Below are 21834 nucleotides of genomic sequence, written 5' to 3'. Positions count from 1 at the left end.
GAGATTCAGGGGTTTTCAGCAAGTATTGCGATTAAAAACTCCGGTTTCTTGCCAAAAGTTCAATTTAGCAAAGAGGACGCGAAGATGGCACTAAAAGCAGACACTTTTTATAACCCGCCGCGCTTGGTAGGAGACGACACATCGGAAAATCTTACGCTTTCCGTGGGACAGCTTGCTAATTTTCCAGGTGGCGCGTGGTTGTTAGCTGGAGGGGATACTGTAACGGGTTCCTCAGATGCAGAATTGATTCTAGGAAATGCTGGTGACGATCGCATTTTTGGCAATGACGGCAACGACTCACTTTACGGTGGCAAAGGTGACGATGCGCTGGTAGGAGAAAATGGTAACGACTTGCTCAAAGGCGAAGTAGGCAACGATGATCTCTTCGGTTTAGCCGACGACGACATTTTGCGGGGAGGAAAAGGTAACGATGCACTGTTTGGGGGCCTTGGCAACGATACTCTCAACGGCGATATTGGTGTAGATACTCTCACCGGAGACGAAGGCAATGACGTATTTGTACTCACAAATAAACTCGGCGGTTCTACTGTTGCTCTAGCAGATACCATTACTGATTTTGACAAAGGCAAGGATAAAATTGCCTTAGCAGATGGGCTTCTGTTTGAAAATATCAGAATTTTGCCGGACTCCCAAAATTCAAACGATACTGTAATTCAGCAAGATACAGGGGAGTTTTTGGCAGTTTTACAAGATGTTAGCAGTAGCAGTTTAGAGCGATCGGACTTTATTGTTCCCGGCACGTTAGCCTTTAGCACCAATGATTTCATAACCAATGAAAGCAGTGTTTCCAAAACTGTCACCGTGACTCGCACGGACGGCAGTGACACTGCTGTCAGCGCCACAGTAACGCTGGATTATACCAATCCATCTGTTGCGGCAAACCTGCGGCCATCAAACTTAAATGCTGCCTTTTTTCCAGTCAAGTTAGGTACGGTCAATTTTGCCGCTGGAGACACTACACCTAAAACTATTAATATTCCTTTAGTCGATGATGCAATTCGTCATTATCCTCGATCGGCTTTGCTGACATTGACCGAACCTACGGGCATCACGAATATTAGCACGCAGAATACAGCTACATTAAAAGTTCTAGACGATAGCAACCCACCCTCTCCGATTCAAACCTTCGATTTCGTCAATGCGATCGCAGCCGACGGCAATCGACTGCTCCTCGGAAGCATAAGCATTAACTACAAATCCCCAGGAAATGCTTACTTGTTTGATACCAATACGGGGAAGAAGCTCCAGACTTTTTATCCACCTACTTATTCTGTTTTCTTTGGTAACAACGTCGCTATAGCTGATAACAAAGCCCTGATTTCATCTGGCGGCAACGAATCATACCTGTTTGATACGAATACAGGTGCACTACTGCAAAGCTTCAGCACTGGGGATACCAAACCTTTTAGCTCCGGCACTGATAGAAAAGTCGCCTTTGTGGGTAACAACGTCTTGATTTCTCCTACTCCAGACTTACCTTTGGGTTATCAAAAAGTTGCTCCTGCATACGTGTTTGACTCCAATACAGGCGGGCTACTGCAAAGCTTTTTTAGTCCCATCCCTAGAAATCTTTTTCCGGTTGAATATGCAAGTGCTGTCGGAAACAAAGTTGCGATCGCAGCCCAATCAAAACAACCGTCGGAAGCTTCCATGAATGCAGCAGTTTATCTGTTCGATAGCATCAGCGGTCAACTCCTCCAAACTTTGCCAAGCCCAGATCCTGCCGACAATAGTGCTACTTTCGGCAAGGCGATCGCAGCAGTTGGTAACGATATTCTCATAGGAGCGCCATTTGCCGATCGCGGTAGGGGTGCAGCGTACCTGTTTGACGGCAATACAGGCTCATTGATCCGAAAGTTTTCCAACCCAAACCAACCCGATTCCAACTTATACACAAACGATGGTTTCGGAGGTAGCTTGGCAGTTACAGGCAGTGAGATTCTGATTGGAGCCAGCTCCTACGAGTCTCAAGGCGCTGTATATCGCTTTAACAGTAACACAGGAAACCCGATCGAGACTTATTTGGGTACAGACTTTGGTTCCGTTTTGGGTAATGTTCAACCAGCTAGTTCCTTTGGGGATAACATCGCGATCGCAGGTGACAAAGTTGCTATCAGCTATTCTATTCCACGCTTCCGTGTATCAGGCGCTACTGCTGCTTTGTTTTAGCAGAGATAGTCAGAAACGAGGGTTTTTTACAATAGGACTTACGCATTCCCACCAAATAAACCGGGTTTTTCACCTAATTTGAGGGCTACAGCCAAAGATTTTCGTCCATCAAAGCCGGTTTCTTTAATATGAGTGCATAAGTGCTGTAGGTTTTGGTATATTTGCGAATTATGAGGAGGCTGTTATATGGTTCGATCGCACAAACGTCAAGCTGTCATCGCTTTAGTGGTAGCCCTGGGGATAATCATCGGGAATTTAGTGTTTCCAGGCTTGAATGTAGCGCCGGCATTGGCAGAAGCCAAATTTAAAGATGTTAAAGACCATTGGGCTCAAGCTTGCATTGAAGAATTAGCAGAGAAAAAAATCATCAGCGGCTACTACGAAGACGGCACTTTTCGCCCGAACCGCCCAGTCAGCCGCGCTGAGTTTGCGGCGATGCTGCGCAGGGCTTTTCCTGATGCGAAAACCGTCCGCAATCCGATCGACTTTGCAGATATCCCCACGAACTACTGGGGTTATAAACCAATTAGAGAAGCTTATCAGACGGGTTTTCTATCCGGATACAGCGGCAGTATTTTTAACCCGACTTTGAACATTCCCCGCTGGCAGGTTTTGGTAGCTTTAAGCAGCGGCTTGAAATATACGCCTGCAGGGCCTGCGGCTGAGATTTTGGATGCGACTTTTGAAGATGCGCGGGAAATTCCCGAACTGGCGAGAAATGCGATCGCCGCCGCTGCAGAAAAAAAACTCGTTGTCAATTATCCCGCCGTCAAACAGCTAGAACCTACACGCAATGCTACTCGCGCCGAAGTAGCAACTTTTCTGTGTCAGGCGATCGCCAAACCCGGACAAACAGCCCTAGTTCCCTCGCAATACATCGCGCAAGTTCCGCCGGATATCGGCCCGCCCAGAACCACAGAAATTTCGGAGTCTGGGAAAGTTAGGGCAGAAGTTTCTTTCGTGAAAGAAGCAGAAAATGCTAAAAATATCCGCATCAAAATCATCCGCGACGGTCAAAGTTTATTAGAAGAACCAGTGCTAATTCCGACTCGTTCTCTAGCAGACAATCCCGACAAAAAAGCCAGCGATGAAGTATCCGAAGGGCGTTTGTTATCGGTGCGAATCCGCGATTTGGACGGCGACAAAGAACCGGAAGTGCTGGCAGATTTAGTCTCAATCAACAGCGGCGTTCGCTGCTGCAATTATTCGTTTATTTACCGCTACGATTCGGCGGCCAAGAAATACACGCACATCAAGCATTTCTGGGGCAATGTGAGTTACGAAATAGTCGATTTTGGCAAAAATGATATCCCGGAGTTCAAGAGTCTAGACGGGCGATTTGCAGAGGCTTTTACAAATTATGCCGATTCTCGCTTGCCGCTGCAAATTTGGCAGTACCGCCAAGGTAAAATGGAAGATGTTACCAAGCAGTATCCGGTGGAAGTATACACGAGTTCTGCTGAGCTGTGGCTGGAATCTCGGAAGCGATCGAGCGAAGATGCAGAGGTGAAAGGGGTGTTGGCGGCCTTCATGGCGAGCAAGTATGTCGCGGGCCAGGAGGCGGAAGGTTGGCAATTGTTGGACAAAGTTTATCAAGGGCGCGATCGCACTCAATTCTTTGGGAAGTTGCGCGAGTTTTTGGTGAGCGCGGGTTATGCGAGTAAGTAGGTTTGGAGTTTTTTAACCGCAGGTGAACACAGGATATGCGAGTAAGTAGGTTTGGAGTTTTTTAACCGCAGATGAACGCGGATAGTCCGGCAGGGGTTGAAACCCCTGCCTCAAAGCTAAAGTCCTCGCTATGAGGACTGAGAAGAAGAATTGTCAACTGATTAGTCCTCTGAGCGAGGACTTTAGCTATTAGCCAGGGGTTTAAACCCCTGGCGGACTGGACTGAAGTGAAGTGATTTGATATAATTCCTCTAGTTTTTACCAGCTAAATTCCCTGTTCAAATATTCGGCTAATTCTAGATTGTGCGGCTGAAAATACTCGCGCAATCGCTGACAGACAACATCATCCGCAGGCTGATAATTACCACCGTTATATTGTTTGTAATCGCTGAGTTGATAATCTGGCAAATCTAAAAACTCAAAAACTAGGCTGAGTGTTGCAGCCGGATTCGCATAAAATTCTTCACTCTGCAAAATTAAAAACTGTTCTCTGGGAAAAAATTTCATCCACTGTTTGAGGCTGGAAGCATAAAGACTCTTGTAAATGTAGTGACAGTCTTTCCAATAATTTCTATCTTCTAAGCTTGTTTCTGTTGCGCCATCAAGCAACTGCAACTCAACACCGATCGCCTTTTCAAAACTTCTGCGTTCAGTACCGCGCCTCACCAGCATTTGATAGTGCGAAAAAGCCCGAGCGACTGGATTTCGCAAAATCGCAATCAGCTTGATTTTTGGCAAACACTCGTGCAATCTTTCCGCAGCTAGCGGGTGAGTCAGATAAGTCGGAGTTGCTTCTCCTGTCAAAAAATGATGCGCGTCTATTTGCGGCGGAAAGTGCGCTTGATACCAAGCTAATCCTTTGTTGAAATGTTCTGAAAAAAAACAGATTTCTTTATTGGCAGCCTGTAAAATCTGAGGGTGCGCAGTGATATATTTGTAGAGAGAAGTTGTGCCGCACCTCGGAGAACCGATTATCATGAAATCGGGTTCGCGCAATGCGGTTGAATTCCATTCAACTTGGGACAGTTCCGGGCGAGATGCTACAGTTTGCAGGCGGACTGCGGTTTGAAAAAGCGATCTCGACTCCTGGATTTTTCCCTGCTTGCTCAGCGCTACAGCTAAGTTAATGTACGCTAATGGAAAATTTGGCAAAATCTCGATAACTTCGCGGTAAAGAGCCACCAAACCGTCAATGAGAGGAGAATTTTTGGGCAGGGGCGCGTACATTAACGGGAAGTAAGCGGCGGTAAAGTTTGGTTGCAGGAGAATGGCTTTTTGGTGGCAGGCGACGGCTTCGGCAATTTGCCCGTTTTGTTGCAGGGCTTTTCCTAAATCGTGGTAAGCTGAGGGCGAATTGGGATTTTGGGCGATCGCATTTTCGTAAAGGGCGATCGCCGAGTGCAATTTTTCGCGATCGTTTAAGCTGTGCTGCATTTAAATTGTATTTTAAGAAACAATCAAATTTTTGTGGGGTGGGCTTTGAGCACCGCCCAAAATATGCAATTTTTCCCCATTGTTTTGGGTATGTGTAAAAATATCTTTAAAAGTGCGATCCTCTCCGAGGGCTTCGCTAACGGCAAAACTCATACTGGAATCCTGTAATAACCGCGCATCATCACCTTAACATCCAAGTGCTTCATTTCAGCAGTAGAAGCATCGTGAATCATATTTTCAGTCGGTGCAATATAAGCCTCGCCCGGTGCAATTCTCAGCTTCACCACCGGATATTCCCGATAGCGCTGCATAAACTCATAAGTTAACTGTCGCGTCCAAGGTTTCCCAACATCGGAATCAGAACATCCCAGCATTTCAAAAATATCCATCTCCGTCAAATTCACAAACAAAAAATAACGGCTATCCCGCCCTAAATTCACGCAAATCCGATTAGTAGCCTCCTGCTTTTTAGCCAGCGGCCGATTGTCCCAACTATCAGTATGCAAACCGTTGCGACAACCGCGTTTGTTATCAATTGTTGCCGTACTCAATCCCGGCTGCCGGCCTCCCATACCGCTGATAACTGGCGGCGCATCGGAAAGACAAAAAGGCTGAAAATAGTCAATTAGTCGATCGAGTATCTGTCCGCATCTTTCCTGAGATTTAAACTCAGCAACCTGTCGCGGAGTTGTTAGCGAAGAGATACCGGAATCAGCAAACAAAGCCAAAACATCCGCAGGTAAACGCACAATTCCTACACCCGAATAGTGCGGCGGCGGTTCATCAACCCAAAGCAGGGCCGACTCTGCGGGTGTCGGTTCCCTCCAAGGTTCTTTCGGCATAAAAGCACCTTCACAATACTGAATGCGATCGGGCGCAGTGTCAACAGCTAGCTGCGTGCCGGAACTCAACCGCACTCTGGGAATTGGGAACTCTGTTTCTGTCGCTTCCGACTCCAGATTTTGACAGTGATAAATTACTATACTTTGACGGAGATTGGACATTCTTTAATATTTATTAATCGCACTTACTAAAAACCCAGTTCGTAGTAAGGACTTTAGTCGTTTCTTTTCAGTTTCAGGACTTAGGTAAAAAGTGGTTTGACGCGCTACTTATAGCGGTAAGGTGCGCTGTGCGCACCCTACATATATACGAAATTTTTAGGATTGAAGTCAGAACGATCGAACTTTTTACCCTTTGGCAATTTTGCCTAATGAGTGCAATGTGTGCAGTGAGTGCAGTGACTGCACATCGCCCCAACCTCAAACCCTTCAGCATTGGGAAACTGCCAGAGAGTTTGTGTTAAAGTTGCGCGATCGACATTTTGGCGGGGAACTGAAGAAAGAGTCAAGACGCGGGCTTCGTCGTCTGTGCTTTCTACCAAAATTTCGCCCTCAGCAACCTTAATTGCATCTCGGTGCAAAATGCTGATGCCCAACATTCCAGTCATCCCCAATTCTGACAGTTTAGCTGCAATTTCATTGAGAAATTCCGAGTTGCTGACAACTGCTGCTGAGCGTTCTACTGCTGGCGATACAGCTTCAGTAACGCGGACAAATTCTAAGGGAAACCAAACCCATTCACCTGATACTTGATTTTGTTCTACCTTCCACATATACGGAATAGCATCGCTGTATTCTGCCGTCGGCTTGACATAAGCATTGTTGCCGTCAAACTCTTCGACCAACCTTTCGTTATCCCACAGGTCAAAGTGTTTGTGAAGCAAGCAAATACCTACCTGCTTTTGCAAGCCGTGACGGCGGATAACAGCACCCAGTTCGGTCATGTTGTCTTGGGCTTGTTCCAGCAGGTCTCTTGCCGTGAAAAAATGCTCTAAACTATCGAAAACATCTCGCTTGTAAGATGTCAGCATACAGGTTTAGGTTTCCTTCTAAATATTCACTCTTATAGACCATATTTAACTTTCTCTCGAATGTCAACTGTTTGCCGACAATCAACACATTAATCTTTTTTATACGTAAAATTACTAAGAATTTGTGAAGAAATACAAAAAACTGTTGCTCTTTGAGGCGCTAAGCTAAAATAAATATAAAATATCAGACATAAAATCACTTAAAATGGTATATCCACCTGCACCTTGGAATCTGCAAGGTTATGCTGTTGGGACTTTACAATTGGTAGATGTGGCACTCGTGCGCCCCTTGGTTCCCTCAGAGTTAGAAATTGTCTCTTTGTTGCCGGGGAAAACGCTAGGCGGCATTTATATATCCTCCTACGGGTTGGGTTCCGTGATGGAGTACAATGAGTTAATTGTAGTTAGCGCGATCGCCAGCTATGCAGGGAAATGGGGCGCTTGGGTTTCCCACATCTACGTAGACAATCATAACTCAGTAGCTGGCGGGCGCGAAATTTGGGGACTTCCTAAAGAATTAGCTCAATTTAGTTGGGAAGGCAGCGATTCGGTAAAAGCATCACCGCTAGGCTACCGCGTCAGAGTTAGCCAAGGAAACCGTCAACTGTGCAATCTCAATTACAGCAAACAAAGTTTAGCCTTACCGCTGCCTTTGAGCGGAAATGTTTTCAGCGTATCAAGCAGCAATTTGCTATTGTTTAAAGGAGAATTTCAGTCTCGCGTCGGTTTGATTAAAGGCGAATTAGAAATAGATCGAGAAAGTCATTTTGCCAGTTTGAATTTAGGTCAGCCCTTGCTAACAGTTGCCTGCGAAGATATGCGTTTAGCCGCAGGTGTGCCGGAAGTTGTAGGGAACAGAGCCGCTGAATTCAGTTATTAGTTGGAATTGGTAGGGCTGGCAATGCCCGCTTTACTCTCGCAGGAATTGCAGGTCAATACCAAAGAAACCGGGTTTTTTACCATTAAAAGCGTTGATGCAGTATTTTCGCAAAAAAACCCGGTTTCTGATTGCTCGTGCTGATTGTACTTAAATTAAATCCCAGCGCCCGGAGCGGCTTCAGCACCCATTTCTAAAACTGTACCGCGAAGGAAATCAATTTGCTGCTGAAAGTCCATCCCCTGAACCTTTCCTAATAAAGCTTTTCCTTCATCGGGAAGTTTATAGTCGGGAGGCACGGGAATAATCGTTCCTTCGTCCATTCCTACTGCTAGGAAATACCAAAAAGCCAGCTTGGTTTCAGGGCTCATCGAGCCGTAGATCCGGCTGATTTCAGTATTGGCTTTTGAGGCAATGTCGCGCATTACTTGTAGTTGTTCTTGGTGGGGCAGCGCTTTGACTCGATCGAACAAACCCTGAGCAATTTCGGAACCGGAAGCACCGGGAGCCGCTGGCGTTATTGACTTGCCCATTTCGGTGTAAACAAACCACAGCAAACCTAATTGGTCGTCTACACTCAAGCTTTGAATATCTGCTTTTCCTTGGTCGTAAGCACCGGCAGTAGTAAATGTCATTCAAGCCTCCAAAATAATATGTATTGCTCAGCTTTCTTAGTGAGAAAACTTTTTTTGCTACTTAATAAAAGTTAGCGAATAAATACCTAGGCTAGAATCTTGCTTAAGGTAGAGATGCTCCCGGACAGTAATTAAGGATTGAGGTGAGGAATCGGCTAGGAAATTTACAACTAAAGGATGATGCGATCGCCCAAAACACACTTGTTAGCCACACTGCTTATTAAGTAGTTTTTGTCAAGCAAACCAGTATAATTTCAACAGACCTGTACTGAGGTGACTTGTTATGACGATCGCAACTGCTAAACGCTTCACCACAGCCGAATATCACCGCTTGACAGAACTGGGATTTTTTGCTGAGGACGATCGAGTTGAGTTAATTAATGGAGAACTTGTAAAAATGGCAGCTAAAGGTACCGCTCACGAAACCTGTCTGAGAAGATTATTGCGGGAATTAAGCGCCATAGTAGCAGATCGCGCAACTTTACAGTGTCAGTCTCCCATCGTTTTACCTACAAACAGCGAACCTGAACCGGATTTTTCGCTCGTGCAAAATCGCCCTGACGACTATCTATCCTCTCACCCCAGTCCAGCAGATATACTGTTGCTGATTGAGATTGCAGATTCTTCTTTGAGTTACGACAAACAGGTTAAGTTGCCTCTTTATGCTGAAGCGGGAATCTCTGACTATTGGATATTTAATTTGTCAGACACTTGCTTGGAATGTTACAGCGAACCCTATCAGAATGCACCCGGTCAATTTGGTTATCGCAGGACACTGATTTTTCTGCCAAACGAGTCTGTTAATCTGCCTTGTTTTCACGACTTGGCACTTGATTTATCGAGAGTGTTTCCGCCACAGGTGAATTTTGAATGATTTTGATATTATTCCCAAGAAAATAGGCTGGCACACAGCCAGCCTAGAATCAGGAGAACTTTAATTGAAACTTGTTGAAATTCTAGCTAAACAAACCCGAAATACCGCCGACTGCTATTGCTCCAGCCAAAGCCGAAACCACCACAGAAGTCAGAGCCGTACCGAACAGCCACCAAGCAGCAGTTGCGGCGGCTTCCCGCGCATCTTCTGCTTGCTGCTTGGTCTTGTTCTTGATCTCTTTAATGCGTTTTTTGGCTTCAGTTTGCAAGCGTTCTGAGCGCAATAAAACGCTATCCCTGGCTCCTTCCATTTGGTCAACAATTCGGTGAGCGTCAGTCTCGGAAATATCGGAACGAGAACTCAGCAGCGCCACTAAAGTACCGCGATCGAACTCGCCCAAACGCTGCTTGATCGCGTCAAATCCGGCCTGCGGATCGTCAAATACTTTGCGGAAGTCCCGCTTGATGCCTTCGTAGTTGAGCTCCGGGCGATCGAGCGAATTGAGGTAATCCCGGATTTTCGCGAAAATACCGTCAATTGTTGACTGGAATTTGTCTTGCACCATTTGAATTTGTTCGACAAACTCGTTGCGCACAGATTCAATACGATCGGCAATTTGGTTGGCTTCCTCTTGGGAGATGTCTTCCCGCTGCGACAGCAAGGCTACCAGCGTACCGCGATCGAAGTGCTTGAGCCGATCGCCCAAACTTTGCATCCCAATGGACGGCTCGCTAAACAGCAACTGCAAATCGCGTTTGATGCTGTCAGGATTAAGTTCTTCCTTGTCCGTATTCCGCAAGTAATTTTCCAAACTTCCTTGGAAATCCTTTACAGTTTTTTGAGCGCGAGATGCCAATCGGCGGGGCGATTTCACGATGCTGCGAATCGAATCTTGCACGCGATCGATGGTCTGATTGATTTGTTCTTCGCTCAAATCTTCCCGCTGCGAAAGCAGCTTGACCAAAGTTTCGCGATCGACCTGAGACAGTCTTTCCCGAAGCGCCAAGGCACCTTCTTTCGGATTTTCAAACAATTTGGTCAAATCCCGATTGATGGCTTCTGGATCGAGTTCTTCCAGGTTTGTATTGCGCAGGTACTCGCCAATTTTCGCAGTAATTTCTTCGTACTGCTGCTTAGCTTTATCCGCAACCAGTTGCGGCGCGTGGATAATGTTGTCGCGCACCGATTCGATTTTGTCGATCGCCCCATTTACCTGTTCCTCGCTGAGGTCTTGGCGCTGCGACAGCAACTGCACCAGCGTCTCGCGATCGAATTGAGACAAGCGTTCTCTCAGCGCTTTCAAGCCAGCTTGCGGGTCGCTTAACAGCGTTTGAAACTCGCGCTCGATCGCTTCAGGATTGAGTTCTTCCTTATTAGTATTGCGGAGATACTCTTCTACCTTTTGCCGCACTTCTTGCGCTTTTGATTTCGCTTGCTCTTGCAATTCTTGAGCTTGGGAAATTACGCGATCGCGCGAACTTTCGAGCCGCCCGATTAACTGATCCGCTTCCTCGGGGCTGAAATCCTCCCGCTGGCCGAGCAACTGTACCAGAGTATCGCGATCGAATTGTGACAGGCGATCGCGCAAAGCCTCAAAACCAGCATCGCGATCTTCCAACAGGGCTTGGAAGTCCTTCTCGATACCTTCAGGATTCAATTCTTCCTTGCCGGTCGATCGCAAATAATTCTCAATCCGGCTGCGCAAATCCTGAGACTGTTCATCACCAGCAGCAACTTGCACAATTTCCAAAACTTCTTGGCGCACGCTTTCAAGCTGTTCGGCAATTTCCGCCGCCTGTTCCTGACTAAACCCCTCGCGGCGGCCCAGAATCCCTACAAAATAATCGGGATTAAACATCTCTAACTGGCGCAACACTGCTCCCGGAGAAGCTTCGGGATCGTAAATAACATCCCTAAATTCCTGCTTGATAGTTTCTCGGTTGAGATGCCAAGGTTGAGCATTCAGCAAGTAATTTTCCACATCAGCCTTAGCTGTATTAAAAGGCAGCGCAGGCACTTTGTCGCCCACCTTAGAAGCCAAAGATTTAGCTTGTTCCTTCCCTTTTTCTGTCAGTTGCTGCAACTGACCAGAGATTTTTTCCACATCCAAATCCGACAAATCCGTCCGCGACAAAACAGTGCCGACAAGAGCTTCCACACCCAACTGCATCGCTCGCTTCATACCGCCGCCGCTGCTGGATTCCGATGTGTTTTCCCTACTTTCCAGAATTTGAGACAGCTTGGCGTTTAGTTCGTCAGACTTGAGCAAATCGGGAGCGGCAAACTTGAGAAAATCAACCAACTCTAAATTCGGGTCTTTCTTGTCTTGCTGCTTGCCGAATGTTTGCTGCCAAACGCCTTCGAGTTGGTCGGCAACTTGATTTACTTCCTCTTTAGAAAAATCGCTGCGACTGCTAATTAAATCCACAAAAGTCTGGCGGTTAACATTCTTCAGAACGTCGCTTCCCGCAAGAGATTTGATATCGTTATCGCCCAGCAGCTTTTCAAATTGACCGCGAATTTCCTTGACATCCAGCTTCGGCAACTGCAAAGAACCGACATAATCTTGCAGTGTTTCGCGAATGCTATCCGGGTCTACAGCCGAACTCAATTCGCGGCGGACAGCGGCAACAGATGCCTCTACAGTATTGACCATTTGGTCGCTGGCCATCTTGCCGCCGATCGCTGCACCGGCAGTACCCATGACGCCTTGAACGCCGGAAAAAGCAGTTTTGATCAAGGAGCCAATCATGGAACCGACGGCGCTAGAACCGAGCCATACCAGGGTTAAAAAGTACGCCGACCAAATGACCACACCAATAATTGCCGCTCCATCTACCGAGGCAATTGAAGTTAGTTTTACTGCCAGAAAACAAGCTAAAAATAAAGCTAAGTTAACTGTGACTAAAATCCAACCCCCGACTAAACCTTCGATCTTGCGAACTTTAGTGCCTAAACTTTCGGACTCGCCATCATCGTCGTCATCGGGCAAAGCCTCGTCCCAATTTGATATTTTGGCAGCGATCGAGAAATTTGTTAACAAGAATTGGAAGCCGAAAGCCATGATGACTCCGGCGATTAATGCCACGAAAAACTGAGGGCTTAAAAACATCAGCCCTCCGATATCGGGGTGGTCAAACGGCACATCTATTTCTACTGGCATTTGGGCAATATTGAGTTTGGGACTGTACAGCGACATTAATAACTCGCTTTCAAACATACATTACCTCCTAAAGTTTTATGCCGACTCAGGCATATTGAAATTCACCCCTAACTTTTACCTAGGGGATTTGGAACTTTTTAGATGGTGGTTTTTTTGGTCAGGCTTTATCTTACGGAAGCCCTTACTGGTGAAATCGGGATGAGTAGTAAATCTGTTCTCTAGTTATGTCATCCTTACTGCTGATTATGGCTCTTGAAGCTGAAGAATAAATCCGTCTAAAGTCAGAAATCAGCTTTTTTTTTGCGAGTGGTAGCAGCAGAGTTCGCCCAAAAAAGGCAAGTTTGAGGCGGGGGCGATCTATAGTCGTAAGGTACGGTGCGGCGCACCCTACATATCGTAGAGTGCGCTACTGATTTAGGATTCGGTTTGATTTTGAGTATTGAAATGTGCTAGTAATTGCGATCGATCTAGCTGCATAATCAGCCGCGCAATCTCGATGGATTCTAGTTGAATTAAAGGCTCGATTAGTTGAGATAATTCTTCATCGATTTCGCCAAAATACACTTGTAACATACTTTCAACTATCGGACGTTTACCTTCCTGGATACCTTGCTGGATACCTTGCTGGATACCTTGCTGAGTTGCATCTTCAAGCCGTTGCAAGTAGAGGGGTGACAGTTCCATAATTAACTCCCGATCTTCTCGATCTCTAATAAATGGTAAAGTGATATTCAGCGCACCCGACATATTGTAGAGTGCGCTGCTGAGTTAGGATTCCGTTAGACTGTTAGGCTCAAAACGTGCTAGTAATTGCGATCGATCGAGCAGCATAATAATTCGCGTGATTTCGATGGTTTCTAGTTGAATCAAAGGCTCGATTATTTTGGTTAATTCTTCATCAATCTCGCCAAATTTTACTTGTAGCATACTCTCAACCATCAAGCGTTGATTGCGCTGAATACCTTGCTGGATACCTCGCTGAGTTGCATCTTCAAGTCGTTGCAAATAGAGGGGTGACAGTTCCATAATTAACTCCCGATCTTCTCGATCTGTGTCTTGGCGGACTTCTAAAATCGTTCGCAAGTTGTACAACAATTCTAACGCGCTCAACCGAAATAAATTATCGGAGGGTAATTCTCTCAATTCGGCAATAGCTTGCTTTTGGACGTTTCCCTTCCCCAAAACTCTCAGCCACAGCGTTTCGGGAGTGCGGGGGAGTTGGTGAATTGCAACGATCGCTGCTTTCAGAGACACATTCAAAAAATAAACTCCAGTTACCCAATTTTCAGGTTCAGAAGTCGCCCCAAATCCAGCTAGCATCGCGTCGGAAACAGTCGGCGACAGTATCCAGAGTTGGGGTAAATCAGCCTCTGCAATCCGGGTATTATCTCTAGTGGCGACTCGTTCATATTCGGCATGGACATCAAAGAGTTTACCCAGACAACTGCGAATTTCTCCGGTTTGCACGCTTACTGCGGAATGGTTCAATTACAGCGGGTTTTGCTGCGATTTGACCCAGAATGCCGAGGGCTGTTGGTTCGACATCAGGTTCCGCTTTCGGGGCAAAGAAAACGTCAATCTGCCTCACTTCTCCAGCAATGTCGCGGCTGGTTTCGACATTGCCGAGAGGGGTTAATAGTTCTTTGAGATATTGTTTTGCGAATTGGTCGTGAATGAATCTGGTCATGAGAATTATCAGCTATAAACTGTTTAAAAACCTCACTGTCAACTGTCAACTGTCAACTGTCAACTGTTTGCAGCATTTACCCTCACAGTTGCGCCGGCTGCGAATGCAGCCGTACTCCTCAAAACGTTCGCTGTGTTTGCGAACAGTAGGATAGGCCAGTAAATGTAAAGGAATTCCGATTAGTTTGTACAGCAATCGACCCGCAGCATGAAGAATATCCCAAAGTTCGCTCAAATTAGGTTCTCGAACAAATTCTCCTATTTCATCTTTTAAGGCAATCCACTGAGATTGCAGAGTAGGATTGTGACAATTATCAAATGCTGTCATACCTTTTTGATAATTTTCCCAAATTTTATTCATAGATTTAATCAAATCAGGCTGAGTTCTGATAATATCAGAAGTTAATCTGAGATGACAATTATCCGGTATTTTAAGGAAATCAGCCAATGCGACTCTCTCAAATGCTTTTCGTCACCCTGCGGGAAGACCCCGCAGAAGCAGAAATCCCCAGCCACAAACTATTGCTCCGTGCTGGATACATCCGCCGGATCGGTAGCGGCATTTACGCTTATCTCCCTTTGATGTGGCGAGTTCTCAAAAAAGTCTCCCAAATTGTGCGCGAAGAAATGGACGCTACCGGCGCTCAAGAATGTCTCCTCCCGCAACTGCAACCTGCCGATTTGTGGCGAGAATCCGGCCGCTGGGATACCTACACTCAAGCTGAAGGTATTATGTTTGCTATGACTGACAGGCAGCAGCGAGAAGTGGGACTGGGCCCAACTCACGAAGAGGTAATTACTACAATTGCTAAGGATATGATTCGTTCTTATCGGCAATTGCCCGTACATCTCTATCAAATTCAAACTAAGTTTCGCGATGAAATTCGCCCGCGTTTTGGGTTGATGCGCGGTCGCGAATTTATTATGAAAGATGGCTATTCTTTTCACACTAGCGAAGAAAGCCTGAAGAAAACTTATCAGGATATGGCTCAAGCTTACAGCAATATGCTGCGCCGGTCGGGCTTGGAATTTCGGGCAGTAGATGCTGATTCTGGTGCCATTGGCGGCTCTGGTTCTCAAGAGTTTATGGTGCTGGCTGAAGCGGGTGAGGATGAAGTTCTCTATACTGAAGACGGTCAGTATGCTGCTAATGTGGAAAAGGCTGTGTCTATGCCTGCTGATGCGGAACCTTCGCCTTTTGCAAGTTTTGAAAAGCGGGAAACGCCGGGGACTGAAACAATTGATAAACTTTGCAAGTTTTTGAAGTGTTCTCCGACGCAAGTTGTCAAAAATGTGCTTTATCAGGCTGTTTATGATAATGGCACCACTGTCTTGGTATTGGTAAGCATTCGCGGCGACCAAGATGTGAATCAGGTAAAGTTGTTGAATGAGTTGACGAAGTTGGCGGGCAACTATCAAGCTAAAACTGTTTTGTTTTTGACGGTTCCTGATGCGGAAGCTCAACGGAAATGGGCTGCTAAATCTTTGCCTCTGGGTTATATGGCTCCGGATCTTGCTGATGATTATATCGCTGGGAGTAAGGAGGTAAATTCTAAGTTTTTGCGTTTGGTCGATCGCACCGCCGTCGATCTGACAAACTTTGTCACCGGTTCTAACGAGTCAGGATACCACGTTGTCGGCGCTAATTGGGATAAAGAATTTCCCCTACCAGCAATGGTTGTGGGCGTTAGAACTGCTAAAAAGGGCGATCGGGCCGTGCACAATCCCGAACAAACCTTGCAAACCGCCAGAGGCATCGAAGTGGGGCACATCTTCCAATTAGGCACCAAATACTCGCAAGCAATGGGCGCCACCTACACCAGCGAACAAGGCGAAGAAATGCCCTTTATCATGGGCTGCTACGGCGTCGGCGTGTCGCGGCTGGCTCAATCTGCCGTAGAACAATCCTACGACAAAGATGGGATAATCTGGCCGGTGGCGATCGCCCCGTATCACGCCATCATTAGCATCCCCAATATTTCCGACGCCCAACAAGTCGAAGTCGCCGAAAAACTCTATGCAGAACTCAATCAATCGGGCATTGAAACCTTATTAGATGACCGATCCGAACGAGCCGGAGTTAAATTCAAAGATGCCGATTTAATTGGCATTCCCTATCGAATTGTGACTGGCCGTTCCCTGAAAACAGGCAAAGTTGAAGTTGTGGAAAGAGCAACTCACAAATCACATGAAATTCTGATTGAGGAAGTCAATTCTACTTTAAAACAGTGGATTGATGCCGCCATCAAATAAGTTTTTGTAACGGTAAGGTGCGTGCTGCACCTACATTGAGGCTAGCAAGGTGCGCAGTGCGCACCCTACATAAACTTCTATAAAACTTAAAACTCGATATGAATCTGAACCTAAATCAGTTTCTTCGATTCCCTCAATCCCGAATTGGGCGATACTTAGCCCAAGTAACTGTCGTGGCGATCGCTTACGCCGTGGGGGCGAGGCTAGCATTTGCAATTCAAGGTGTCAATCCCTTTGCTGCCTCGGTGTGGCCGCCCGCAGGAATTGCACAAGCCGGACTTTTATTGTTTGGCCCAAAAGTCTGGCCTGCGATAGTTTTGGGTGTATTTTTCCTCAATTTTGTTAACCCAACTGAACAGATATTCGCGGTTTGGCTGGGAGGAAACGTCGGTGCTATTCTGCAAGCTGTTTTTGCAGCAACTGCGCTGCGCTGGCTGGGGTTTCGTCCCTCTCTAGAACGTTTGAAAGATGTAGTTAATTTAATCTTGTTTGGCGGTCTAATTTCTACTCAAATCAGTTGTACTATTGGCGCATTTTCCATATATTTAGCGGGTAAAGTTGATTTGACAGAATATTGGTCGGTTCGGTGGAATTGGTGGTTGGGAGATACAATGGGAGTTTTAATTTTCACTCCCTTAATCCTCATATTTTTTCGCCCTAAAGTAACTGCCGACCGTTTAAAAAGACAAACCGAACTCCCGAAAAATTATTTAATTTGGCGGGGAGTATGGTTGATATTATTAATTGGAGCGAGCTGGCTTGTCTTTGAATCGAAAAATGAAGCTTCTATTTCTCGCTATCCCCTGGAATATTTGCCGTTTCCTTTGATAATTTGGGCGGCGCTCCAATTCGGTCAGCGGGCCGCTGTCCTAGCATCGTTCATTGTCTCAAGTATCGCAATTTTTGGCAGTTCTCAGGGAGGCGGGCCGTTTATAGCCAAAGCCGAAAATATCAATCAGGCTATCTTATTTTTACAAGCTTTTATGGCGGTGGTTACGATTACCTCGCTGTTGTTGGCAGCGACGGTAGCTGAACGCGCGGAGGCAGAAAATTGTCTGCGAAAAAGCGAAATTAAATATCGAGAATTGGTGGAAAATGCTAACAGTATTATTGTGAGATTGGCTCCAGACGGCACGATTACTTTTTTTAATGAGTTTGCCGAAATATTCTTTGGGTACAATCAGGAAGAAATCCTTGGCAAAAGTGCAATGGGGACAATTGTTCCCGTGAGCGACACGGAAGGGAATAACTTGGAGTTGGTTTATAATAAAATTTTACAAAATCCCGATCGCTTTACTAGCTATGAAAATGAAAATATCCGGCGCAGCGGCGATCGCGTTTGGGTGGCTTGGGCAAATAAGCCGCTGGTTGATGCAGCGGGAGAACTGTTGGGCATCCTCTGCATCGGCACAGATATCACCGATCGCCGAAAAGCTGAAATAGCGCTGCTTCATCTGAACGAAAAGCTGGAAATCCGAGTTGAAGAGCGGACAAATGCCCTGAAACAAAGCGAAATTCAGCTACAGAAACAGAAATCGGCATTAATTGATTTAGCCAAAAATAAAGCGCTGAATCAAGGCGACTTAACCAAAGCGCTTCAAGAAATAACTGAAACTGCTAGCCGTACTCTGGAAGTTGCCCGATCGAGCGTCTGGCTGTACGATCGCCCTAAATCCAAGATGGAGTGCCTGGATTTGTTCGATCGCGCTCTCAACCAGCACTCAGAGGGTATGGAATTAGCAGCAGCAGACTATCCTGTCTATTTTCAAGCACTGCGAGAAGAACGCGCAATTGCTGCCTTTGACGCGCAAAAAGATTTTAGAACTAGAGAATTTCTGGAATCTTACCTAATTCCGTTCGGCATCACTTCCATGCTAGATACACCGATTCAAATAGGCGGAGAAACAGCAGGAGTTCTCTGTTTGGAACACGTAGGAATGCCGCGCTATTGGACTATCGAAGAACAAAGTTTCGCTGTTTCTCTAACAGACTCTGTAACTTTCGCAGTGGAAGCGCGAGAACGCCAGCGCGCTGAATCAGCGCTGCGGCAAGCTGAGGCAAAATACCGCAGCATTTTTGAGAATGCGATCGTCGGTATCTTTCAAACTACTCCAGATGGGGAATATCTCAGCGTCAATCCTGCTTTGATTCGCATTTACGGTTACAGTTCCTGCGAGGAGTTGATGGGAAATTTAACTGATATCAACCGCCAGCTATATGTATACCCGGAACGCCGCGCCGAAGTCATCCACTTAATGCAAACAAACGGCAAAGTATCGGATTTTGAATCTCAAGTTTACCGCCAAGATGGCAGTATAATTTGGATTTCCGAAAATGCTTATACTGTCTGCGACATACATGGAAATTTGCTTTATTACGAAGGTACTGTCGAAGATATCACAACTCGCAAAGAAGCTGAGGCAGCTTTGCGCTTAGAACAAGAAAAATCTGACCGTCTCCTGCTCAACGTTTTGCCGCAAGCGATCGCCGAAAGACTCAAACAAGACCAAAGCATCATCGCCGATACTTTTGCCGAAGTAACAGTATTGTTTGCAGATATAGTGGGTTTTACCCAAATTAGCTCCCAAATTTCTCCGCCGGAATTAGTTTCCTTGCTTAACGACATTTTTTCCACATTCGATCGCCTAGCCGAAAAGCACGGATTGGAAAAAATTAAGACGATTGGCGACGCTTACATGGTAGTTGGAGGGCTGCCGATGCCCCGCCAGGATCACGCAGAGGCGATCGCCCAAATGGCCCTGGATATGCAGCAGGCAATTAAGGAATTCAGCAATACCCAAAATCAAGATTTCAGCATCAGAATCGGCATCAACAGCGGCCCGGTTGTCGCCGGAGTCATCGGCATCAAAAAATTCATCTACGATTTGTGGGGAGACACCGTTAACACCGCTTCCCGCATGGAATCCCACGGCTTACCGGGGTGCATTCAAGTCACGCCTGCAACTTATCAGCGATTGCAGGAAAAGTATTTATTAGAAAGTCGCGGCACAATTGAAGTCAAAGGCAAAGGTGAGATGAACACTTATTTTCTGAATGGCATAAAATTACTTGATTAGAAATATAAAACTCTGTATGAACTCAAACAAAAATCAGTTTCGGCGATTTACTCAATCAATAAATTGGAAATACTTAGCAAAAATAGCTGCCATTGCTTTTGCTTACGCTTTAGGAGCAAAAATAGCATCTTCAATCCCCGGCGTGAATAAATTAGCTACCTGCGTCTGGCCGCCCGCAGGAATTGCACAAGCTGCAATTTTATTATTTGGTCGGCGCGTTTGGCCGGGAATAGCTTTAGGCGTATTTTTTTACGAGACTATTAACCTCAAGGTATCCTTAACACTTGCAACACTTAGTGCCTTTTGCGCTTGTTTACAAGCTTTATGCGCATTTACTTTGCTGCAACGGCTCAAGTTTCGCCCCTCACTCGAGCGGCTCATCGATGTAGTCAATTTAGTCTTTTGCGGTGCTGTAGTTGCCACTCAAATCAACTGCACTCTCGGCACGCTGCGCCTGTGTGTAACTAATCTAGTTGACTGGAGCGAATATTGGCAAATTCGATGGAATTGGTATCTCGGAGATACATTAGGAGTTTTAATTTATACTCCACTGCTGTTGATAACATACCAAAAAATAGCGGCAGGCAATCAACAAAATACAGGCAGTCAAACAATTGTCAATAGAATCGGGCGCGGCATCTGCTTGCTGTTATTAATAACAGTAAGTTGGCTAGTCTACACCTCAAAAAATGAAGGTAATCTCTCCGGTTATCCCCTCGAATACTTGCCATTTCCCTTGGTAATTTGGGCAACCATTCAATTCGGACAGCGCGGCGCTGTTTTAGCATCTTTTCTTGTATCCAGTATCGCCACTTGGGGCGGTTCTCAGGGAAGCGGCCCCTTTATTGCGAAAGCCCTAACTATCAATCAATCAATTTTATTTTTGCAGGCTTTTATGAGCGTAATTGTAGTTACTTCGCTGCTATTGGCCGCCACAGTGACCGAACGTGCATCAGCAGAGTATTCGTTACGGGAAAGCGAAATTAAGTATCGGGAATTGGTGGAAAATGCTAACAGCATTATTTTAAAAATAGATACGGAAGGCAATATTACTTTTTTTAACGAATTTGCACAGAAGTTTTTTGGTTACAGGGAAGAAGAAATACTGGGAAAAAACGCTGTTGGCACAATTGTCCCCCAGATAGATACAGCGGGAAACGACCTGGCCGTATTATTGAGCAATATTTTAAAGAACCCGGAAGAGTATACGACCAATGAAAGTGAAAGCATCCAGCGTAACGGAGATCGCGTTTGGGTATCGTGGGCAAATAAACCGCTGTTTGATGCGGCAGGAAAGTTCGCGGGATTGCTGGCAATCGGTACTGATATCACAGACCGCAGGCGGGCTGAAATTGCGCTTTACAAGCTGAATGAAGAGTTAGAATTTAGAGTGAAAGAACGAACTAATGCTCTGAATGATACTTTAAATGCACTGCGAGTTCAACAGGAACAATCAGAACGCTTGCTGTTGAATATTTTGCCTGAAGAAATAGCAAATCGGTTGAAGCGGGGAGACAGTACGATCGCAGATACTTTTGCTGATGTTACTGTCTTATTTGCGGACATAGTAGGTTTTACTCCATTGAGTGCGCGAGTTTCTCCAACAGAATTAGTGGGCTTGCTGAATGACATTTTTTCGACATTTGACAACCTAGCCCAAAAGCACGGTTTGGAAAAAATTAAGACGATTGGCGACGCTTACATGGTAGTTGGAGGGCTGCCAATTCCTCGCCCGGATCATGCAGAGGCGATCGCAGAAATGGCCCTAGATATGCAGAAGGCAATAATTGATTTCAGCAATACCCACAATCAACATCTTAGCATCAGAATCGGCATCAACACCGGCCCGGTTGTCGCCGGAGTCATCGGCATTAAAAAATTTATTTACGATTTGTGGGGAGACACCGTTAATACCGCTTCGCGCATGGAATCTCACGGCTTGCCGGGGAGCATTCAGGTAACAGCGGCAACTTATCAGCAATTGCGAGAAAAGTATGTATTTGAAACCCGCGGTGCGATCGAAGTTAAAGGCAAAGGGATGATGACTACTTATTTACTGCAATGCAGAAAATGGCTCTAATCAAGGTTTGTAGTGAGGACTGAA

At 45.9% G+C, this 21834-nt stretch carries 15 protein-coding genes and 1 pseudogene; 7 read left to right on the top strand and 9 right to left on the bottom strand.

Annotated elements, in window-relative coordinates; genetic code table 11:
- Positions 1-84 precede the first annotated feature (84 nt).
- Together QUB63_RS01700 and QUB63_RS01695 are read left to right on the top strand one after the other, a co-directional pair.
- Entirely contained in the window at positions 85-2190 is a 2106-nt protein-coding gene (locus QUB63_RS01700; RefSeq protein WP_332943031.1) for a M10 family metallopeptidase C-terminal domain-containing protein, read from the top strand.
- 186 nt (positions 2191-2376) lie between these two features.
- The gene (locus tag QUB63_RS01695) at positions 2377-3858 is read left to right on the top strand and encodes an S-layer homology domain-containing protein (protein WP_332943030.1); all 1482 of its coding nucleotides are present in this window, start codon (positions 2377-2379) and stop codon (positions 3856-3858) included.
- Positions 3859-4116: 258 nt separating this feature from the next.
- Here QUB63_RS01695 and QUB63_RS01690 read toward each other — a convergent pair whose 3' ends face one another.
- From QUB63_RS01690 to QUB63_RS01675, 4 genes are all read right to left on the bottom strand, one after another.
- Positions 4117-5292, bottom strand: coding sequence for a sulfotransferase family protein (locus QUB63_RS01690; protein ID WP_332943029.1), 1176 nt, complete (start codon positions 5290-5292; stop codon positions 4117-4119).
- Between the two features lie 12 nt (positions 5293-5304).
- Entirely contained in the window at positions 5305-5445 is a 141-nt protein-coding gene (locus tag QUB63_RS01685) for a hypothetical protein (protein ID WP_332943028.1), read from the bottom strand.
- Positions 5442-6296 carry a hypothetical protein gene (locus tag QUB63_RS01680; RefSeq protein WP_332943027.1) on the bottom strand — a complete coding sequence of 285 codons (855 nt, stop codon included), beginning with the start codon at positions 6294-6296 and terminating at the stop codon, positions 5442-5444. Before QUB63_RS01680 ends, QUB63_RS01685 begins: the two co-directional genes overlap by 4 nt.
- Before the next feature lie 206 nt (positions 6297-6502).
- Complete coding sequence (locus QUB63_RS01675; protein ID WP_332943025.1) at positions 6503-7165, bottom strand: glycerol-3-phosphate ABC transporter substrate-binding protein; 663 nt, start codon at positions 7163-7165, stop codon at positions 6503-6505.
- A 205-nt stretch (positions 7166-7370) separates the two neighbouring features.
- Between QUB63_RS01675 and QUB63_RS01670 the strand changes: the two genes are divergently transcribed.
- Entirely contained in the window at positions 7371-8045 is a 675-nt protein-coding gene (locus tag QUB63_RS01670; protein WP_332943024.1) for an acetoacetate decarboxylase family protein, read from the top strand.
- Positions 8046-8197: 152 nt separating this feature from the next.
- Here QUB63_RS01670 and QUB63_RS01665 read toward each other — a convergent pair whose 3' ends face one another.
- Positions 8198-8677, bottom strand: coding sequence for an orange carotenoid protein N-terminal domain-containing protein (locus tag QUB63_RS01665; RefSeq protein WP_332943023.1), 480 nt, complete (start codon positions 8675-8677; stop codon positions 8198-8200).
- A gap of 283 nt (positions 8678-8960) precedes the next feature.
- Here QUB63_RS01665 and QUB63_RS01660 point away from each other — a divergent pair, with 283 nt between their 5' ends.
- A complete protein-coding gene (locus tag QUB63_RS01660; RefSeq protein ID WP_332943022.1) occupies positions 8961-9551 on the top strand; it encodes a Uma2 family endonuclease in 591 nt (196 codons plus the stop codon).
- Between the two features lie 82 nt (positions 9552-9633).
- Here the strand turns inward: QUB63_RS01660 and QUB63_RS01655 are convergent, their stop codons facing one another.
- The 4 genes and pseudogenes from QUB63_RS01655 to QUB63_RS01640 form a co-directional block, all read right to left on the bottom strand.
- On the bottom strand, positions 9634-12771 hold the full coding sequence (locus QUB63_RS01655) for an MFS transporter (RefSeq protein WP_332943021.1): 3138 nt from the start codon (positions 12769-12771) through the stop codon (positions 9634-9636).
- A 357-nt stretch (positions 12772-13128) separates the two neighbouring features.
- Positions 13129-13398: a hypothetical protein gene (locus QUB63_RS01650; RefSeq protein WP_442921741.1), complete on the bottom strand. Its 270-nt coding sequence runs from the start codon at positions 13396-13398 to the stop codon at positions 13129-13131.
- Positions 13399-13482: 84 nt separating this feature from the next.
- A pseudogene (locus QUB63_RS01645) lies at positions 13483-14401 on the bottom strand (hypothetical protein).
- Between the two features lie 45 nt (positions 14402-14446).
- Positions 14447-14761 (bottom strand): hypothetical protein, encoded by a 315-nt coding sequence (locus tag QUB63_RS01640; RefSeq protein ID WP_332943020.1) that lies wholly within the window; start codon positions 14759-14761, stop codon positions 14447-14449.
- Between the two features lie 86 nt (positions 14762-14847).
- Here QUB63_RS01640 and proS point away from each other — a divergent pair, with 86 nt between their 5' ends.
- The 3 genes from proS (at position 14848) to QUB63_RS01625 (ending at position 21810) form a co-directional block, all read left to right on the top strand.
- Positions 14848-16653 carry a proline--tRNA ligase gene (gene proS, locus QUB63_RS01635; RefSeq protein ID WP_332943019.1) on the top strand — a complete coding sequence of 602 codons (1806 nt, stop codon included), beginning with the start codon at positions 14848-14850 and terminating at the stop codon, positions 16651-16653.
- Positions 16654-16751: 98 nt separating this feature from the next.
- Positions 16752-19730 carry an adenylate/guanylate cyclase domain-containing protein gene (locus QUB63_RS01630; protein WP_332943018.1) on the top strand — a complete coding sequence of 993 codons (2979 nt, stop codon included), beginning with the start codon at positions 16752-16754 and terminating at the stop codon, positions 19728-19730.
- 16 nt (positions 19731-19746) lie between these two features.
- Positions 19747-21810: an adenylate/guanylate cyclase domain-containing protein gene (locus QUB63_RS01625; protein ID WP_332943017.1), complete on the top strand. Its 2064-nt coding sequence runs from the start codon at positions 19747-19749 to the stop codon at positions 21808-21810.
- Positions 21811-21834: the final 24 nt, after the last annotated feature.

Source organism: Microcoleus sp. ARI1-B5, from assembly GCF_036705795.1.
In the GTDB taxonomy this organism is placed as follows: Bacteria; Cyanobacteriota; Cyanobacteriia; order Cyanobacteriales; family Microcoleaceae; genus Microcoleus.
The sequence above is the reverse complement of the archived record's forward strand: the minus strand, read 5'-3'. Positions and strand labels throughout refer to the sequence as shown.

Bases quoted from the DNA above. Each gene is read 5' to 3' on its own strand.
- QUB63_RS01700 (WP_332943031.1), top strand. From the start codon at position 85: ATGGCACTAAAAGCAGACACTTTTTATAACCCGCCGCGCTTGGTAGGA.
- QUB63_RS01695 (WP_332943030.1), top strand. From the start codon at position 2,377: ATGGTTCGATCGCACAAACGTCAAGCTGTCATCGCTTTAGTGGTAGCC.
- QUB63_RS01690 (WP_332943029.1), bottom strand. From the start codon at position 5,292: ATGCAGCACAGCTTAAACGATCGCGAAAAATTGCACTCGGCGATCGCC.
- QUB63_RS01685 (WP_332943028.1), bottom strand. From the start codon at position 5,445: ATGAGTTTTGCCGTTAGCGAAGCCCTCGGAGAGGATCGCACTTTTAAA.
- QUB63_RS01680 (WP_332943027.1), bottom strand. From the start codon at position 6,296: ATGTCCAATCTCCGTCAAAGTATAGTAATTTATCACTGTCAAAATCTG.
- QUB63_RS01675 (WP_332943025.1), bottom strand. From the start codon at position 7,165: ATGCTGACATCTTACAAGCGAGATGTTTTCGATAGTTTAGAGCATTTT.
- QUB63_RS01670 (WP_332943024.1), top strand. From the start codon at position 7,371: ATGGTATATCCACCTGCACCTTGGAATCTGCAAGGTTATGCTGTTGGG.
- QUB63_RS01665 (WP_332943023.1), bottom strand. From the start codon at position 8,677: ATGACATTTACTACTGCCGGTGCTTACGACCAAGGAAAAGCAGATATT.
- QUB63_RS01660 (WP_332943022.1), top strand. From the start codon at position 8,961: ATGACGATCGCAACTGCTAAACGCTTCACCACAGCCGAATATCACCGC.
- QUB63_RS01655 (WP_332943021.1), bottom strand. From the start codon at position 12,771: ATGTTTGAAAGCGAGTTATTAATGTCGCTGTACAGTCCCAAACTCAAT.
- QUB63_RS01650 (WP_442921741.1), bottom strand. From the start codon at position 13,398: ATGGAACTGTCACCCCTCTACTTGCAACGGCTTGAAGATGCAACTCAG.
- QUB63_RS01640 (WP_332943020.1), bottom strand. From the start codon at position 14,761: ATGAATAAAATTTGGGAAAATTATCAAAAAGGTATGACAGCATTTGAT.
- proS (WP_332943019.1), top strand. From the start codon at position 14,848: ATGCGACTCTCTCAAATGCTTTTCGTCACCCTGCGGGAAGACCCCGCA.
- QUB63_RS01630 (WP_332943018.1), top strand. From the start codon at position 16,752: ATGAATCTGAACCTAAATCAGTTTCTTCGATTCCCTCAATCCCGAATT.
- QUB63_RS01625 (WP_332943017.1), top strand. From the start codon at position 19,747: ATGAACTCAAACAAAAATCAGTTTCGGCGATTTACTCAATCAATAAAT.